We start from the raw sequence: 17,242 nt of genomic DNA, 5'->3' as shown, positions 1-17,242 counted from the left end.
GAAAACAAAAAAATAAGCACAAGCCTGAAATGACTTGTGCTCTTATTTAACTGCTTTTCGAGTAGTTTCTGACGCAAAATCTGCAATGATGACGAGAATCATATAAAAAAGTAACAATAAGGTAATTTGTGTATAGTCAAAATAACTCATCGCAAGTTTAAACTCCATCCCCAGACCGCCAGCACCAACAAAACCAACGACAATGGTCGTTCTCATAATTACTTCCCATCTATAGAGAATATAAGTGAGAAATCTAGGCAGGACTATTGGTAGAATTCCATAAAATAAAATTTCTATTTTTGAAGCTCCAGCGGTTGCTAGATTACGGATAGGTCTTGGATCCATATCTTCGACAACCTCTGCCCATAGTTTACCGAGAATACCAAAGTTGTGCAGGGCCAAGGCAAATGCTCCGGGTAGGATACCAGGTTTAAAAATGAAAATAATCATCATCGCCCAGACTAATTCTGGAACTGATCTTGAAAAGATATAAAAAAGGCGGATAACAGCATATAGAATTCTGTTATACCAGTTCCTTTGTAACGTAAGACTTCCATTAGCTATATTTCTTGCGGCTGGAATAACGGTAATGAAAGCGACAACCGTTGCAAATCCTATTGCCATGATACTCATTTCAAGAGTCTCCATTGTCAGCTTCAACGCTAATGCCCAGCTTTCTCCATTAAGGAATGCTGGGTTATCTTGATTGATTCCAAGGAGTCCACCGAAAAACTTACTAGCATATTCCAGGTTTTTCTCTGATAATAATTCTCCTAAATTAGCTTTTTCACCAATTGTGATATAAAACCAGGAAGCGGCAATTAAGATAAGTGCAAATTGGACGGAAAGCCATCCTGAATTCAGTCCTTTTCTTCGTTTATGCTCCGTTAATTCTTTTCGAACCAAACTACTCCAACCATCAACAAAAATCACGAGAGCGATGAGGAAAAAGACAAATGTCCAAACGGAATCATACTTCAAATCTGCAAGTGCTAATTGGATTTGAAAACCGAGACCGCCAAGGCCAACAAAGCTCATAATTGCTGAGGAACGAATGGCGCACTCAAAACGGTACATTGTATAACTGATAAAATCAGACCAAACCAATGGGAAATAGCCATAGGTAAGTGTTTGCAGGCGGGTGGAACCTGCTGATAGTAAGGCAAGAATAGGCTGCTTTGGAACATCATTTAACATATCTGCAAATATCCGCCCTAGAATCCCACCGTAAGGAATCGCAAGTGCCAGGATTGCGGCATAGGGGGATAGTCCAACTGCTGCCACAAAAAGCCAGGCCCAGATTAATTCATGAATCGAACGAGTAAAACCTAAAATTCCTCGAAAAAAAACGATGGAAATAATGCGCGAGAACCTGCTTGAAGTTAATGTTCCAGAGGCTAATACACCAACAATCAAAGCATAAACAATAGCTAGCGACATCCCTGCAACAGCATACGCAAGGGTAATCCAAGCAGATTCTAATCCGACTAATAAAAGTCCAGGGTCCAAATTTGGCTGGATTAGCCCTTCAATTATTTGCAGCATCGTAGGAATCCCGCCAGCATGGTAAAGATCTGAATTCCATTGAATAGAGGTAAGGCTCCAAGCGAAAACCGTAATCAACAGTAGAGTAAGAATGAATCTTTTATGCAGCCTAAGGGAGGGGACTAGCTTAGTCATCTGAATCCTGCTCCTTTAGTTGATATAATTCATTTAATAATTCATCGGTTACTTCTTCTGTTGGCAAATCAAAAAATATTTCACCATTTTTGAGAGCAATGATTCTCTTAAAGTATTTTTTGGCGTATTCTACTGAATGCAGGCTGGCAAGTAATGTTTGATTTTCCTCTTTAACGATTTTTGTCAGCATGTTGAGCACATCATCTGCCCGTGCAGGGTCGAGAGAGGCTACTGGTTCATCTGCAAGAATGATTTCTGGGTTCTGTAGCATTAATCTTGCCATTGCCACACGCTGTTGTTCACCGCCTGACAGAGTAGCCGTTATTTCGTAAGGTTTGTTATCTAAACCGACTCTTTCAAGTGCTGTTAATGCTGCTTCTTTATCCTGGGGGACAAGCAGGGAAAATAACGATTTGAATAGACTCCACTCTGATAATTTACCAGCGAGGACATTATGAATAACGGCAAGAGGACCAATTAAATCGAACTGCTGACGAATGACACCTATTTTCTTGGCAAACCTTTTGCCTCGTTTATATTCTTTGAGGTGTTTACTGTCAATGAGGAGTTCGCCGTCCTCAAGTGATAAAAGTCCCGCAATCGAATTCAATAAAGTCGTTTTTCCAGCACCGCTAGGTCCAATTAAGGCAACCAATTCACCTTGCTTGATAGAAAAAGAAAGGGAAGATAAGGCTATCTTCCCCTCAAAATATTTTGATATTTTTTTAGCTTCAATCATCGTTTTAGATGACATGTAACAACACCTACTACTTAATAATCTCTAATTCTTTGGCAACCTTTTCAATCTTTTCATAGTTCTCATTTTTTGTTTCAATAAATTTGTCAGTCTGGAACAAATCAGCAATCTCTGTAGTGTCGCCTGGCATAGAAAGTAATGATTCTTTTACCTTTTGCTTAACATCACTCCCAAATACCTCTCCAACATTGCTATTAATTGTCCAGTTATAATCATAATAATCTGGTGTAGTATAGAATACTTTCACTTTGTTTGTATCTACTTTTCCTTCTTTTACAGCTGCTTCCCACACAGAAATGTTTAACGCACCAGCTTGGAAGGAACCTGATTCGACTAACTTGTATGTTGTATCATGGGAGCCGGAGAAGTTAGGCTTTCCATTAAAGTCAGTATTCGCATCAATGCCTTCTTCAGATAAGAAAAAACGCGGCATTAAATGTCCTGAGGTAGAGCTTTCACTGCCAAATGTGAAGGATTTTCCTTTTAAATCGGCTAATATATTAATACCTGAGCCTTCTTGGGTAATGAATACAGATTTGAACTCAGCGTCACGTGGTCGTTGAACAATGGACTCTGCATCAGGCACTAGGTTTCTTGCCTGCACGCTTGTTAAACCGCCAAACCATGCTAAATGTATTTCCCCACGTTGGAATCCTGTGACGAGTGCTGCATAGTCAACAGAAGGTACAAATTCGACTTTCATTCCCGTTTCTTCGCTTAACTGTTTTGCAACAGCTTCCATTCCTGTTTGTAGGAAGGCTGCATTTTGATCGGGAATCGCACCAATTTTAAATACTTCCTCGGTTTTTGTATCTTTATTTTCTTCATTACTTTCTTTTGCTATTTCTTCAGTTTGCCCACAAGCTGCCAATGAAAGAACAAGCATAAATAAAATAATACCAGATAACCATTTTTTCATAAAACTATCCACCTCAAGTATTCTCTAGTTTATTACTGTGATTTTTCTTTGCCTACTTGATTATAATGAATAGTTTCCTTCTATTAAATTCATTTTATCTATTATGTAAATTAATATTAATCTATATTTTCTATAGGAAAATATTAGGTTAATAGGGTCAATACCTTGAAAATAAAGAAAACTCCCGCACAACATACGGGAGTTTAATATTTATTAGGAATTTATCGGTTGTGACCATTCTTCGACATTCCAAACTTCTTGTTACCCCATCCTCATAGAAATCTGGCTCGTGACAAACCAGAACGACACTATTTACAAGAAAAATACTGTAAATATATTGGAAATAAAATGATTAATAAAGAAATCTCCATAAATAGAAGGTTGCGTACGATTCCCAATTTGTCCAATTTACTGCTAATTCCATAATTTCATCTTTGGTGGGTTTTAATTCTTTACCAAGACGAAGTTTAATTGCATTGTGCAGACCAACATCATCAATTGGAAAAGCACATGAATACCTCAAACATCGCATTAACACATAATTTGCGGTCCAAGGACCAATACCTCGTATTTTGACTAACGTTTTCTCGGCTTGCTGATGACTTCCTACATTTAATAATAATTCCTTCGTTAATGTTCCTTGGACCATTAGCCCCGCAACCCCAATGAGATATTCTGATTTCTTTTTTGTCATCCGTAAGCTCTCTAATTCCGAAGGTGAAAGTGTCGCTATATCCTTTGGGGAAGGGAATATCCAATAGGTGACACCATCATGAATAATACTTCGACCGAATTTTTCAACTAAACGTCTTTTTAATGTGTAGGCAAAAGATAGGTTAATTTGCTGCCCAAGGATGCCCCAGCAAAGAGCTTCAAATAAATCAGGAATTCCAATAATCCGCAGGCCATAGTAGGAATCAACAGCTGGACCAAGTAGTGGATCCTCCTTTGCCAATGTATAAAAGGGACGTAAATCTCTATCTAAATCAAACCATTCTCTAACATAACGAGCAACTTCTGCACGAATTGCTGTGGTAGTCGGTTTACTTTCTCCCAAAAATCGTATGTTTAAATAGTTGTCATCTACAGAACTAACTTCAATAATTAGTGTTTCTTCTCCAATTTGAATAGCTTTACTAATACGATTATTCTGGATGTGAAAGAGGCACTCGTTACTGTTTCTTGCTAGATAATTTACATTTTCATTAAAGTTGAATTCTTTCGGTAAAACCAGTTTTAATTCCCCGCAGTAATCCGCCCATGTTTGGATCACCATTAAAATCCTCCTCTTTTCAATGCCTTAATAAAGTTATACCATAGAAGATAAATAACAATGGAGGGTTTATGATGAAACCTACACTATATTGGACAAGGCTGGTTTATGAAAATTGGAAACTATATATGGCAGCAACTTCTAAGGGACTCTGTTACGTTGGTTCGCAGGATAAACCATTCGAGGAATTGGAGGTCTGGGTAAACAAGCATTATCCAGAAAGTCCATTAGTTCAAGATGATATCGTCATGCAGCCATATGTTGCTGAGTTTAAAGAATTTTTCCAAGGTGGACGAAATTCTTTTACCATTTCTCATGAATTAATAGGAACAGATTTTCAGACAAAAGTGTGGAATGCACTTTGTAAAATCCCTTACGGTGAAACGTGGACTTATTCCGATATTGCAAATGCAATTCAAAGGCCATCCGCAGTCCGAGCTGTGGGCACTGCAATTGGGGCAAATCCAGTCCTCTTAACGGTACCGTGTCATCGAGTTATTGGGAAGAACGGTAAACTTACTGGTTTTCGTGGTGGATTGGATATGAAGGAACAGCTTTTAAAAATAGAAAAAGAAAATGCGAAATAAGCAACAGGGATTTGACCATTAAAAATGGAATAGATGTGGATGAAAAAGGCATGATATTCTTGGACATACTATTTTTATGAACTAAGAAAAAGAGGTGCTTATTTCATGGAACAAATCCAGGAAGTTAGATTTTGCGAAAATTGCAGCAGAGACACCGTACATATGGTAAGAGAAGACCCACTAGAAATCGAGTATATTTGCAAGGAATGCAACGATCATCAAGAATTGTTTAAATCATTTTTTTAAGAACCATCAGGAACAATGAAAGAGCCTGATATATATTAAGGCTCTTTCATTGTTTGTTATGAACCCTACACCTGCGCGTACATAAAATAAAAGTAACACCAAGGAGGGGGTTACTTTGGTAACGAACCATAATAATGTTTCAATCGGGACGATTTCTGGCGGCATTGTTAACTTTGGCGGAGCTATTTACATTTCGCCCATTTCCATTACCAAAACCATCGGCGGCTCTGGCGAAAACAACACAAGCCCCGATTCTGAAATGGGTTCAGAAATGGATTCCGAAAATGAGCCGATAATGAAATTTCCAAAGCGATGCTAACGTATGCATCGCTTTATTTTTTTGTAAAAAAGTGACGTGGTATAAAGCGGTTTATTTGGTAAATAATACATTAAGCGAATGTCTTGAGACGGTAGAGGGTGCTGCAAAATGTTCTTTAAAAAGAAGAATTCACTATCACAAGAGAAAAAGAAACAAGTTAATAACGAGTATTCAATTCCTGCAACAAGAGAATTGATGTCAGCTGAATTTAAAAAAAGACTTCAGCATAGTGCAGATATTTTGGAGAATGAAATAGGAAGTTCACGGATTACCCTATTCTCCATTGGTTCCTTAATCGATAAAACTATGCTGCATCAGGATATTATAGATCCTATCAAAGACCTAACCACCAATTCAATTCAAATCGTTATGGAGCATTTATCAGTTGGTGAGATAGAAAAATCAAATCAGATGGACCGGGTGGTCAATTCTGCTTTAGACGGAACTGTAATCATATATTTAGAAGGAGATCCATCCGTACTATTAGCAAAAATCCCTTCAAAAGTGGGACGTTCTTTAGCATTTGCCCAAAATGAATCTCAGGTTATTGGTCCGCAGGTTGCATTTAATGAAAGCTTAATGACAAATATATCTTTAATTAGAAATTATATTAAAGATACATCATTGTGTATTGAAGATATGAAAGTAGGGGTTCATACTAATAAATCGGTTTCAATCGTCTACATAAATGGTATTACTTCTGAACAAATGGTTGGGATAGTAAGGCGTAGGATTCAAGAGCTAAAAATAGATGGACTTCTTGACAGTTCGATGCTAGAACAGCTTATCGCAGAGAACTCATTATCGTTATTCCCACAAATGGCGTTAACGGAGCGTCCTGATCATGTATGCGATTGGCTGCTTAAGGGGAAACTGGCTATCCTTGTTGATGGCAGTTCATTAGCCATTGCTGGTCCCCAGTCATTTATGGAGTTTTTTCAAAGTATGGAGGATAGTAATGTAAATTGGCAAATTGCAACATTCTTACGACTATTAAGATTTACCGCCTTATTTCTATCCGTTTTCTTTACAGCTATTTATGTTGCTGCCCTAACCTTTCACTATGAGATCGTCCCACAAAATTTGTTGTTTACACTTGGTGAATCAAGGGCAAAGGTGCCATTTCCACCCATTATAGAAGCGTTTCTTTTAGAATTTATTATCGAATTATTGAGGGAAGCTGGTGCCCGTCTACCGACAAAAGTGGGACAAACGATGGGGATAGTTGGTGGTATCGTAATTGGAACAGCTGCTGTAGAAGCAGGATTTACAAGCAACATCCTCATTATCATAATTTCCTTAGGCGCTCTTGGTTCATTCGTTACACCAAGTTATACAATGGGGAATGTAATAAGGATCCTCCGATTCCCTCTCATTATTTTAGCAGGATTCTGGGGTTTTTATGGAATTATGTTCGGTTTTTGTTTTTTACTCCTGCACCTTTTAAGACAAACAAGCCTTGGAAGTCCTTATCTTGCACCATTTTATCCGCCTCGTTTTGCTGATTGGAAGGACAGTATCATTCGATTACCATTATCCTTCACCTACAAAAGGCCGGACCTAACTAGGGCTGAAGATGAATTCAAATATGACCCTGTAAAGGCAAAAAAACATAATTGACCTTGGGTAGCGGGTGTGTGACGGTATGAAAGTTCAATATCAAGCAAAGCCACAATATATTATAAGTACCTTTATACTTTTTTTTATTATCCACTCAACCCAAGTGGGGATAGGAATACATGGATATCAACGGGTTATTTTCCTGGAGGCAAAGCAAGACTCCTGGATATCTGTCATTCTAGCCGGGATTTTCACTCATCTAGTAGTATTTGTTATTATAAAGACTTTACAAATATATGGACCAACAGATATTTATGGCATCCATAATGAAGTGTTGGGAAAATGGATTGGAAAGATCGTTAATAGTTTATATATCCTTTATTGCTTATGGGTATTTGTTGTTATTTTAATTAACTATATTGAGGTTATGCAAACATGGGTTTTTTCCACCGTACCTACATGGTTATTTTCAATCTCTATCCTGTTATTGGTTATATATGGGGTTACAGGCGGTTTTCGAGTCATTGTGGGAGCGTGTTTTTTTAGTATTTTGCTTTCATTCTGGATAGTTAGTCTCATTGGTTATCCTTTACGTTTTGCTGAATTTCACCATCTTCTACCGGTTTTGGAATCGAATATTCCATCGATTCTAAAGGGGGCTCAAAAAATGACTTTTACCTTAATAGGGTTTGAGATTCTGTATGTTGTTTACCCATTCATGAAGGAACATGGGAAAGTTCCTAAATATGCTCATTTAGGAATCGCTGCAACAAACATCTTGTACTTAATCGTTATGCTCATAAGTATCATCTATTTCAGTCCTGGACAATTAGAAAATACGATTTGGGCAACTCTTTCTTTATTTAAAATTGTAAAACTTCCTTTTATCGAGAGAACGGAGTATGTAGCCGTTTCTTTTTGGCTTCTTATTATCCTCCCAAACCTAATGCTATACTTGTGGGCAGCTCTTCGCGGTGTAAAGCGCACTTTTGAAAAAAAAACGAAAGGTGTCATTTGGTTTTTTAGCTTTGTTATTTTCCTTGCCAGTTTGTTTATTAATACACGCACTAAAATCAATCATTTTAACGACTTTTTTTCCAGCATCGCCTTTTATATTTCGTTTTGTTATCCCTTTTTTCTTTATAGTTTGGCTTTGATAAAGAAGAAAATGACATCCCTAAAGGAGAAATAAAAATGAGGAAAAAAAGGTGGCTTGGGAATTGGATATTTACCTTTTTATTGATGTGTGGCTGTGCAGAACCAAGAGTACTAGAAGAAGTTGGTATTGTTACTACTTATGGCCTTGATCTTGGAAAAAATGGCACTATTTTAGGAACGGTGGTTGGGTTAGAAATTGATCCTTCAGCGCCTAACGAAGTTGTTAATATAGAAACTGAGGCATTTTCAATAAGGGGTATTCGTAACAATGCAAATAGAAAGACCTCTAAAAGGCTGGTCTCGGGGCAGCTTCGTGTAATTATAAACGGTGAAGAGTTGCTTAAACAAGGAAACACAGGGATAGCAGAATCTGTGGCAAATGACCCATCCGTAAGTGATATGACATACTTGGCGATGGCAGACGGGACAGCTCGTGATTTATTAAATGTAAAAGCTAAACATATTCCTGATATTGGAAATCATCTATTTAAGCTCATCGATCAAAACACAAAAGGAAAAATGATGCCCTCAGCTACCCTGCAAGAAGTTTTACATAACCATTACTCAGTTGGCAAAGAACCTATTATGCCAATTTTAAAAAAAGAAAAGGAGGGTATTGGATTTTCAGGAGTAGCTTTGTTTAAGGGAAGTAAATTAGTTGGAAAAGTAAGTACTGATCAGAGTTTTTATCTAAACTTGATCATTGATAAATATAAAAGCGGAATCAAAGATGTTGTGATAAATAGTTCAAAATTAAAGCCCAGGAACCGTCGACTAAATAAGACCGTTGCTTCTATCGATTCCCTCGCCAGCAGTAGTGATATTAAGCTAATCAACAAAGAAAAAGTGGAATTTGATCTAGATATTAAACTTACTGCAAGGCTGCTTGAAGTTACTAGTCAAATTGATCTTGGTAATCAAGAAAATATTAAGCTAATCGAGAAGGAAATTACGAAGAGTATGATAGAGAAGATTGAGAAACTTATTGCTTATTGTCAAACAATAGATTCTGATGTATTTGGACTAGGAGAAATATATAGAACTTCAATAAGGTACTCAAAACTTACAGATGAAAAATGGTATAAAATGTTTAAAGAGGCTAAAGTTAATGTAAATCTAGATTTTACTGTGAAAAGAACGGGGCTTAATCAGTAAAAAAGCTGCCTGTAGTTCATATTGAACCAAAAGCAGCTTTTTTAAAATTACTCTTATGCAGCACTCTGACTGCTTGGATTTGTTGTTTGACTTTTCTTAGTAGGTTTACCAACATTAAACACAATATTTAAGAAAATGGCAGTCAAACTTCCAGCTACAATCCCATTATTGGTCAGTATTTTTACACTTTCGGGCAGCTGTGCGAATAAATCAGGAACTGCGGTAACCCCAAGTCCCATCCCCACAGAACAAGCAATAATTAAGAGATTTTCTTGTGAAGCAAATTCTACTTTACTTAACATCTTGATTCCGTAAGCAATCACCATTCCAAACATTGCCACCATGGCTCCACCTAAAACAGAGGTAGGAATAACAGTGGTTAAAGCACCAATTTTTGGAACGAAACCTAGGATTATCAACATTGTGCCCATGGTATAAATAACATTTTTACCTTTGACACCAGTAAGCTGTAAAAGCCCAACGTTTTGTGAGTAGGTAGTATAAGGGAAGGCATTAAACAGGGCTCCAAGCATAATTGCAAGACCTTCTGCACGATAACCCTTGGTCAAATCACTTTCTTTGAGTTTTCTTTCAGTGATATCACTAAGAGCAAAATAAACACCTGTTGATTCTACTAAACCTACAATTGCAACCAGTGTCATGGTAATAATCGGTGTCCATTCAAAGGTAGGAGTACCGAAATAAAAAGGTTTTACCATATGGAACCATGAAGCATCACCAACTGCTGCGAAATTTACTTTTCCCATTAACGAAGCAATGATTGTACCACCCGCTAACCCCAAAAGAATCGAAATGGAGCGAATGAAGCCTTTTGTAAAACGATAGAGTAGAATAATGAATAATAGCGTTCCAAAAGCTAGGCTTAAATTTGAGAGGCTGCCAAAATCAGGGCTGCCTTGTCCACCAGCGATGTTGTTCATGGCTACAGGGATAAGCGTAATACCGATAATTGTAACAACCGAACCCGTAACAACAGGAGGGAAGAACTTAATTAATTTACTAAAGAACTTCGCGATAATCACAACAATTAAACCAGAAATAAGGATGGAACCGTAGATGGCTGATATCCCATATTCTCCGCCAATCGCAATCATTGGACCAACCGCTGTAAACGTACATCCTAAAACAATCGGTAAGCCAATTCCGAAAAAGCGATTCTGCCAAACTTGTAAAATGGTCGCAATTCCGCACATCATAATATCAATCGAAACTAAATAAGTTAGTTGTTCACCAGTTAAATTTAATGCGCCGCCGACGATAAGAGGGACGATGACAGCTCCTGCATACATCGCTAACACGTGTTGAATTCCTAAAGATGCGATTTTGAACGGATGTTGTTTCATTAGAACAATTCCTCCATATTCTCAAGTTTAAACGTTACTTCCCCGTTGGATAGTGAGGCGATTCTTGCTAATGATTCCACCCTTAATCCTAGCTCTTTCAATTTTGCTGCGCCAGGTTGGAAGGACTTTTCAATGACAATACCAATGCCAGCAACCTCAGCGTTTGCTTGATTGACCATTTCTACTAAGGCAAGTGCAGCCTGACCGTTAGCAAGGAAGTCATCGATAATTAACACCTTATCGTTTTCATTAATAAACTTTCGCCCAATCGCAAGTTCACTCGTTTCGTTTTTAGTAAATGAATGAACACTTGCTGTCAGTAAATCATCCGTTAACGTGACTGATTTTCTTTTTCTCGCAAAAACAACAGGAACATTCATATATAATCCGGCCATAACAGCAGGGGCAATTCCAGAAGACTCAATCGTAACAATTTTTGTAATTCCTTCATCTGCAAAAAGCTGGGCGAATTCTTTACCAATTTCATTCATCAAGCTTGGATCTATTTGATGATTTAAAAATGAATCAACCTTTAACACATTTTCATTAAGGACTCTGCCGTCCTTTTTAATCTTTTCTTCTAGTAATCTCATGTTTATCCCCCTAAGAAAAAATAAAAAAGCCCAAATGTCATTGCTCACATCAAAATTTGAGTGAGGCAATGACATTTGGGCTTTATATCCAAAATGTATGGAATATAAAAAAGCGCCGTAAGCATTACCCACTCATAGTCGGATTGATAACGGCAATCCGGTAGAAACTTGCAGGCCATATCCCTGCGATTATATGAGTGAAACTTTTAAATTTATTCTCATTATACCATGGTGAAAAAGGATAGCAATGGTTTTTTCACCAAAAGACGAACGAAATAATTTTTTACAAGCTTATCGTTCGTGTTGTGAAAGCGCTTTATTATTTATTCTAAAAGCTCTCACTCCACGATTGAATAACCATTCATTTTCCGTTACTATTAAAATAGGAATTTTATTCAGAAAATTCTAAACTAAAAGGAGAGTAGACATGCAAAAAACAATCCCTGAAAATTGGTGGAACCAGCTAAAACTGCCTGTTATCTCTGCACCTATGTTTTTAGTGTCGGGCCCAGAACTAGTGAAAAATTGTTGTATAAATGGTGTTATTGGGTCATTCCCAGCTCCAAATGCAAGACCGATTGAGGTACTTGATCAATGGATGGGTCAGTTAAACGAAGAATTAGAACAAGCAAGGACAGCAGATCCAGAGCGTAAAATTGCACCATGGGCCATGAATATGGTTGTACATAGTACCTATAGCCGTCTTCAGGATGAATTGGCGTTAATAAAAAAACACAAACCGCCATTAGTGATCACTTCTTTAGGGAGTCCAAAACATGTTGTTGAAATTGTACATGAATATGGAGGACTGGTTTTTTCTGATGTCAGTGATCTAAAGTTTGCCCGAAAAGCTGCTGAAACAGGTGTTGACGGTTTGATTTTAGTAGCAAGCGGTGCCGGTGGACACAGCGGACAAATTAACAGCTTCGCTTTTGTTGATATGGTCCGCACCTTCTGGGATGGAATTATTGTGCTGGCCGGTGCTATCTCAACTGGTAAGGGGATATTAGCCGCACAGGCAGCTGGAGCTGATTTAGCTTATATGGGAACACGATTTATTGTAGCAACCGAAAGTATGGCACAGGATGATTACCGTGAAATGCTTGTGAAGTCGACACAGGAGGATATCATTTTAACAGATGCTTTTTCTGGAGTTAAGGCAAATATGCTCATTCCAAGTATCGTTAAGGAAGGGCTGGATCCAGAACAACTGATTAAAAAGGAAAAAGTGGATTTTGATGGATTACAAGGTAAGTCAGATGCCAAAGCGTGGCGTGATATCTGGTCCGCAGGCCACGGTGTAGGAGCAATTGATAAAATTGAATCGGTATCAGATATTATCATTCGCTTAGAAATGGAATACCAAGAAGCGCTGGAAAGAGTTAACCAAACTTCTGCGAAATTAAGCAGATTAACTTTAAAATAACAAAAAGAACCTATCCCCATACTAAAGGGAAGGTTCTTTTTTCTTGACCATTTTAACTACTTTATAGCCTGGCTTTACTTTCACTCGTTTTGTTTCTTTATCTGTTTTCACCTGATATAAGGTGAATTTTTTTGGTATGTGCTCGAGCAGTTCTATTTTTTTGATATTTTCTTGACGGTAGTATTTTTGAATTTTACGAATTTGTTTTTGTTGTTTCTCTCCAAAAAGCAAATCATAAAGGTAAATGAAAATAAAGACAAAAACACCACCAACGATAATGGTGTAAAAAAAAGATGACAATAGCTCCACGTGGTACATCCTTTCTATGGTTAAACAAGAGTATGCCTTCATTATACATTTTTTCCTCCATTTGAAAATAACCTGAATTCGAATTGGATAACCTAAAAATGAAAATTTTTTTATAACGAATGTCCTCTAGGTATGCACATTATGATAAAATCGTGATAAAGTATATTAAAGAAATCCTTTTACACTGGTATTTATCGAACACCAAACTGTCCGCCTGAGACGGACAAATGTTTTTCTATTAGCGACAATAAGGGGGAATATATGTGTCAAGTACGATTTTGGAGCAATTTTTAAATGAAAACCTTGAAGATTTAAAAGGAAAGGGTTTATACAATGTCATCGATCCATTAGAAAGTCCAAATGGTCCAATGATTACAATAAATGGTAAACAATTAGTCAATCTTTCTTCTAATAACTATTTAGGATTGGCAACAGATGAACGATTAAAGCAAGCTGCAGCGGAGGCAATTGAAAATTACGGTGTAGGAGCCGGAGCTGTTCGGACGATTAACGGAACTCTAAAGCTTCATGTTGAGCTGGAAGAGAAGTTAGCAGAATTTAAACATACCGAAGCAGCAATAGCTTACCAGTCAGGCTTCAATTGTAATATGGCCGCCATTTCAGCTGTTATGGACAAAAACGACGCCATTTTATCCGACGAATTAAACCATGCTTCCATTATTGATGGCTGCCGTCTATCAAGAGCGAAAATTATTCGTGTAAACCATTCGGATATGGAAGATTTGCGGGCAAAGGCGAAGGAAGCAAAGGAATCTGGTCAATTCAATAAAATCATGGTTATTACCGATGGTGTTTTCTCAATGGATGGGGACATTGCTTTATTACCTGAGATCGTAAAGATTGCGGAAGAATTTGACCTCATTACATATGTAGATGATGCACATGGATCAGGTGTCCTCGGTGATGGAGCGGGAACCGTTAAGCATTTCGGCTTGTCTGATAAAATCGATTTTCAAATTGGAACTCTTTCAAAAGCTATTGGTGTAGTAGGTGGCTATGTTGCAGGGAAGAAGAATCTAATTGACTGGTTAAAGGTTCGGAGCCGCCCATTCCTTTTTTCAACATCGTTAACTCCTGCGGATGTGGCAGCAAGCAAGAAATCGATTGAAATCTTAATGGAAAGCACCGAGCTTAACAAAAAGCTTTGGGAAAATGGAGATTATCTCAAAAAAGGCTTAAAGGAATTAGGCTTTAATATTGGAAACAGTGAGACTCCAATTACTCCATGTATTATTGGTGACGAGGCATTAACGCAGCAATTCAGCAAACGTTTGAATGAAGAGGGAGTCTATGCTAAGGCGATTGTATTCCCTACGGTGCCAAAAGGAACAGGACGTGTTCGTAATATGCCAACAGCTGCACATTCGAAAGAAATGCTTGATGAAGCCATTGCTATATATGAGAAAGTCGGCAAGGAAATGGGCATTATTTAATCATAGAAACCCTTAAATGGGCTAGATATTATGACAAATGTGAAGAGGACGGAGAAGAATGAAACGAATTTTAATTACAGGTGCATTAGGGCAAATCGGTTCTGAGCTTACGATGAAATTACGGGAAACGTATGGTCCGGATAATGTTATTGCTACTGATATTAAAAAGAATGACAGCGAGGCAGCAGAGAGCGGTCCCTTCGAAATTGTTGATGTAACAGATTTAAATAGAATGGGTGAAGTAGCAAAGAAATATAAAGTGGATACGGTTATGCACTTAGCCGCATTACTTTCTGCTACTGCAGAGGCAAAGCCCGTTTTAGCTTGGAATTTGAATATGGGCGGTTTGATGAATGCACTAGAAACAGCGAGAGAGCTTAATGCACAATTTTTCACTCCAAGCTCAATTGGTGCATTTGGTCCTTCAACACCAAAGGATAGCACGCCACAGGACACGATTATGCGTCCGACCACAATGTATGGAGTAAACAAGGTAGCTGGCGAGCTTTTAAGCGATTATTATTATCAAAAATTTGGAGTCGACACAAGGGGACTACGTTTCCCGGGCTTAATTTCTTATGCGGCACTGCCTGGCGGGGGAACTACAGACTACGCGGTTGAAATTTACTATGAAGCCATTAAGAATGGCCGGTATACATCCTATATCGACAAAGGGACTTACATGGATATGATGTATATGCCTGATGCCCTTAATGCCATTATCGATTTAATGGAAGCGGACCCATGCAAGCTTATTCACCGCAACTCGTTTAATGTAACGGCAATGAGCTTCGACCCAGATGAAATTGCAAATGAAATTAAGAAACATATACCTAGTTTTGAGCTGACGTATCATGTTGATCCTGTTCGTCAAAAAATTGCTGACAGCTGGCCAAATTCAATCGATGCTATTGCTGCAGAAGAAGAGTGGGGCTTTAAATTCGAATATGATTTAGCGAAAATGACAGAAGATATGATGAATAAACTAACAAATAAACTTACTGTGAACAAAACCAAAGTGAACGGAATCCAATAATTGATTAGATAGATGACCTGATTTATTGGGTTATCTATTTTTTTGGTTCGAATATGAGAGGTTTACCCATTAAATTGTTGAACCTGTACGCTTTTTTGTAGAACCTGTATGTTTTTTGGTAGAAACTGTACACTTTTTTGTAGAACCTGTACACTTTTGTATAACCAGTATGCTTTTTTGCAGAACCTGTACACTTTTTTGCAGAAACTGTACACTTTTTCGTAGAACCTGTACACTTTTTTGTAGAACCTGTATGCTTTTTTGTAAAAACTGTATGGTTAAAAAAACAAAAAAACAGCGAAGCAAACGCCACGCTGTTATCTTTTTGCATAAATTAATTTCTCTTTTTTCTCGGTAACCCTGCCTACAATGGCGGCATGGTGTTTTCCAACAGAATGAAGGTCATCCACATATTTGATCGCTTCATCTTCACTAATGGATACGAGCAGCCCCCCAGAAGTGATAGCATCACATAGTACTAACTGTTCCTCGACGGACAGGTCCTCATAGTCTACATCGTTAAGTGTCCATTTATGATTGGATTTTGATCCCCCTGGAACAACTCCATCTCTCGCTAACTCTAATGCACCTTCAAGAATTGGAACTTTAGAGTAGGAAATCTCAAAGCTCACATCGCTTCCGCGTGCCATCTCACTGCTATGTCCTAACAATCCAAATCCGGTTACATCCGTGACTGCATGAGGATGATAGTTCATTAACATTTGTGCAGCCGTCTTATTTAATTCTGCCATTGTTTCTGTAACCATTTGTTCTTGTTGAGGTGTTACCACACTCCGCTTAATCCCGGTAGTGATAATTCCAACGCCAATCGGCTTCGTTATTACCAATACATCTCCAGGCTTCGCTCCAACATTCTTCCATATCTTATCTGGATGAACAATTCCCGTAACAGAAAGACCAAATTTAGGCTCTTGATCGTCAATAGAATGACCTCCAACCGTTAGGGCACCTGCTTCCTTTACTTTATCTGCCGCACCGCGGAGAATATCTGAAAGCATCTCTGCACCAAGCTTCTTTATTGGATAGCCTACTATATTTAAGACTGTTTTTGGTTCGCCGCCCATTGCATAAACGTCACTTAATGCGTTAGCCGCAGTAATCTGTCCAAACATATAGGGATCGTCCACAATTGGGGTAAAGTAATCGACCGTCTGAATTAAGGCAATCGAATCCGTTAGTTGGTAAACACCTGCATCATCAGAAGTTTCATGCCCCACTAGTAACTCTGGTACAGGGTCTTGCTTTGGTAAAAGGCGCAAAACTTGCGCTAGGTCCTCAGGACCAATTTTACATCCTCAGCCTGCTTTAGTTGATAAAGAGGTTAGGCGTATTTTCTCTTGCTCAGTCATAAATCCACCTCCATTTATTAGTATAACTGTTTCCAT

General features: G+C 38.1%; 17 protein-coding genes and 1 riboswitch. Of the genes, 9 read left to right on the top strand and 8 right to left on the bottom strand.

The annotated features are described in order from the left end of the window. Nucleotides 1-42: 42 nt before the first annotated feature. From ACY3XC_RS06360 to ACY3XC_RS06345, 4 genes are all read right to left on the bottom strand, one after another. Nucleotides 43-1,680, bottom strand: coding sequence for a PhnE/PtxC family ABC transporter permease (locus ACY3XC_RS06360; protein WP_464867797.1), 1,638 nt, complete (start codon nt 1,678-1,680; stop codon nt 43-45). Then, entirely contained in the window at nt 1,673-2,434 is a 762-nt protein-coding gene (locus tag ACY3XC_RS06355) for a phosphonate ABC transporter ATP-binding protein (protein ID WP_464867796.1), read from the bottom strand. Before ACY3XC_RS06355 ends, ACY3XC_RS06360 begins: the two co-directional genes overlap by 8 nt. Before the next feature lie 13 nt (nt 2,435-2,447). After that, nucleotides 2,448-3,356 carry a putative selenate ABC transporter substrate-binding protein gene (locus ACY3XC_RS06350; RefSeq protein WP_464867795.1) on the bottom strand — a complete coding sequence of 303 codons (909 nt, stop codon included), beginning with the start codon at nt 3,354-3,356 and terminating at the stop codon, nt 2,448-2,450. A gap of 352 nt (nt 3,357-3,708) precedes the next feature. Then, entirely contained in the window at nt 3,709-4,632 is a 924-nt protein-coding gene (locus tag ACY3XC_RS06345) for a DNA-3-methyladenine glycosylase family protein (protein WP_464867793.1), read from the bottom strand. Between the two features lie 68 nt (nt 4,633-4,700). Between ACY3XC_RS06345 and ACY3XC_RS06340 the strand changes: the two genes are divergently transcribed. From ACY3XC_RS06340 to ACY3XC_RS06315, 6 genes are all read left to right on the top strand, one after another. Beyond that, entirely contained in the window at nt 4,701-5,216 is a 516-nt protein-coding gene (locus ACY3XC_RS06340) for a methylated-DNA--[protein]-cysteine S-methyltransferase (RefSeq protein WP_464867792.1), read from the top strand. A 105-nt stretch (nt 5,217-5,321) separates the two neighbouring features. Further along, complete coding sequence (locus ACY3XC_RS06335; RefSeq protein WP_464867791.1) at nt 5,322-5,462, top strand: hypothetical protein; 141 nt, start codon at nt 5,322-5,324, stop codon at nt 5,460-5,462. Between the two features lie 115 nt (nt 5,463-5,577). Continuing rightward, nucleotides 5,578-5,781 carry a spore germination protein gene (locus ACY3XC_RS06330; protein WP_464867790.1) on the top strand — a complete coding sequence of 68 codons (204 nt, stop codon included), beginning with the start codon at nt 5,578-5,580 and terminating at the stop codon, nt 5,779-5,781. A gap of 108 nt (nt 5,782-5,889) precedes the next feature. Next, on the top strand, nt 5,890-7,401 hold the full coding sequence (locus tag ACY3XC_RS06325; protein WP_464867789.1) for a spore germination protein: 1,512 nt from the start codon (nt 5,890-5,892) through the stop codon (nt 7,399-7,401). 25 nt (nt 7,402-7,426) lie between these two features. Beyond that, nucleotides 7,427-8,533 (top strand): GerAB/ArcD/ProY family transporter, encoded by a 1,107-nt coding sequence (locus tag ACY3XC_RS06320; RefSeq protein ID WP_464867788.1) that lies wholly within the window; start codon nt 7,427-7,429, stop codon nt 8,531-8,533. Between the two features lie 2 nt (nt 8,534-8,535). Then, nucleotides 8,536-9,654: a Ger(x)C family spore germination protein gene (locus ACY3XC_RS06315; protein WP_464867787.1), complete on the top strand. Its 1,119-nt coding sequence runs from the start codon at nt 8,536-8,538 to the stop codon at nt 9,652-9,654. 53 nt (nt 9,655-9,707) lie between these two features. Here ACY3XC_RS06315 and ACY3XC_RS06310 read toward each other — a convergent pair whose 3' ends face one another. Beyond that, nucleotides 9,708-11,018, bottom strand: coding sequence for a nucleobase:cation symporter-2 family protein (locus tag ACY3XC_RS06310; RefSeq protein WP_464867786.1), 1,311 nt, complete (start codon nt 11,016-11,018; stop codon nt 9,708-9,710). Beyond that, the gene (locus tag ACY3XC_RS06305; RefSeq protein WP_464867785.1) at nt 11,018-11,611 is read right to left on the bottom strand and encodes a xanthine phosphoribosyltransferase; all 594 of its coding nucleotides are present in this window, start codon (nt 11,609-11,611) and stop codon (nt 11,018-11,020) included. Before ACY3XC_RS06305 ends, ACY3XC_RS06310 begins: the two co-directional genes overlap by 1 nt. Nucleotides 11,612-11,726: 115 nt before the next feature. Continuing rightward, nucleotides 11,727-11,828: riboswitch (purine riboswitch) on the bottom strand. Nucleotides 11,829-12,038: 210 nt separating this feature from the next. Here ACY3XC_RS06305 and ACY3XC_RS06300 point away from each other — a divergent pair. After that, entirely contained in the window at nt 12,039-13,037 is a 999-nt protein-coding gene (locus tag ACY3XC_RS06300; RefSeq protein WP_464867784.1) for an NAD(P)H-dependent flavin oxidoreductase, read from the top strand. Between the two features lie 21 nt (nt 13,038-13,058). Here the strand turns inward: ACY3XC_RS06300 and ACY3XC_RS06295 are convergent, their stop codons facing one another. Continuing rightward, complete coding sequence (locus ACY3XC_RS06295; RefSeq protein ID WP_464867783.1) at nt 13,059-13,346, bottom strand: hypothetical protein; 288 nt, start codon at nt 13,344-13,346, stop codon at nt 13,059-13,061. Nucleotides 13,347-13,609: 263 nt separating this feature from the next. Between ACY3XC_RS06295 and ACY3XC_RS06290 the strand changes: the two genes are divergently transcribed. Together ACY3XC_RS06290 and ACY3XC_RS06285 are read left to right on the top strand one after the other, a co-directional pair. Further along, the gene (locus tag ACY3XC_RS06290) at nt 13,610-14,800 is read left to right on the top strand and encodes a glycine C-acetyltransferase (RefSeq protein WP_464867782.1); all 1,191 of its coding nucleotides are present in this window, start codon (nt 13,610-13,612) and stop codon (nt 14,798-14,800) included. A gap of 58 nt (nt 14,801-14,858) precedes the next feature. Further along, a complete protein-coding gene (locus tag ACY3XC_RS06285) occupies nt 14,859-15,836 on the top strand; it encodes an L-threonine 3-dehydrogenase (protein ID WP_464867780.1) in 978 nt (325 codons plus the stop codon). Nucleotides 15,837-16,153: 317 nt separating this feature from the next. On the opposite strand, the gene selD is transcribed toward ACY3XC_RS06285, so the two are convergent. Then, nucleotides 16,154-17,206, bottom strand: coding sequence for a selenide, water dikinase SelD (gene selD, locus ACY3XC_RS06280; RefSeq protein ID WP_464867778.1), 1,053 nt, complete (start codon nt 17,204-17,206; stop codon nt 16,154-16,156). Nucleotides 17,207-17,242 lie beyond the last annotated feature (36 nt).

Source organism: Bacillus sp. CZDM1 (assembly GCF_055502545.1).
The sequence above is the reverse complement of the archived record's forward strand: the minus strand, read 5'-3'. Positions and strand labels throughout refer to the sequence as shown.

Coding starts and splice junctions, on each gene's coding strand:
- ACY3XC_RS06315 (WP_464867787.1), top strand. CDS start 8,536: ATGAGGAAAAAAAGGTGGCTTGGGAATTGGATATTTACCTTTTTATTG.
- ACY3XC_RS06340 (WP_464867792.1), top strand. CDS start 4,701: ATGATGAAACCTACACTATATTGGACAAGGCTGGTTTATGAAAATTGG.
- ACY3XC_RS06310 (WP_464867786.1), bottom strand. CDS start 11,018: ATGAAACAACATCCGTTCAAAATCGCATCTTTAGGAATTCAACACGTG.
- ACY3XC_RS06360 (WP_464867797.1), bottom strand. CDS start 1,680: ATGACTAAGCTAGTCCCCTCCCTTAGGCTGCATAAAAGATTCATTCTT.
- ACY3XC_RS06300 (WP_464867784.1), top strand. CDS start 12,039: ATGCAAAAAACAATCCCTGAAAATTGGTGGAACCAGCTAAAACTGCCT.
- ACY3XC_RS06325 (WP_464867789.1), top strand. CDS start 5,890: ATGTTCTTTAAAAAGAAGAATTCACTATCACAAGAGAAAAAGAAACAA.
- ACY3XC_RS06305 (WP_464867785.1), bottom strand. CDS start 11,611: ATGAGATTACTAGAAGAAAAGATTAAAAAGGACGGCAGAGTCCTTAAT.
- ACY3XC_RS06345 (WP_464867793.1), bottom strand. CDS start 4,632: ATGGTGATCCAAACATGGGCGGATTACTGCGGGGAATTAAAACTGGTT.
- ACY3XC_RS06350 (WP_464867795.1), bottom strand. CDS start 3,356: ATGAAAAAATGGTTATCTGGTATTATTTTATTTATGCTTGTTCTTTCA.
- ACY3XC_RS06355 (WP_464867796.1), bottom strand. CDS start 2,434: ATGTCATCTAAAACGATGATTGAAGCTAAAAAAATATCAAAATATTTT.
- ACY3XC_RS06335 (WP_464867791.1), top strand. CDS start 5,322: ATGGAACAAATCCAGGAAGTTAGATTTTGCGAAAATTGCAGCAGAGAC.
- ACY3XC_RS06285 (WP_464867780.1), top strand. CDS start 14,859: ATGAAACGAATTTTAATTACAGGTGCATTAGGGCAAATCGGTTCTGAG.
- ACY3XC_RS06320 (WP_464867788.1), top strand. CDS start 7,427: ATGAAAGTTCAATATCAAGCAAAGCCACAATATATTATAAGTACCTTT.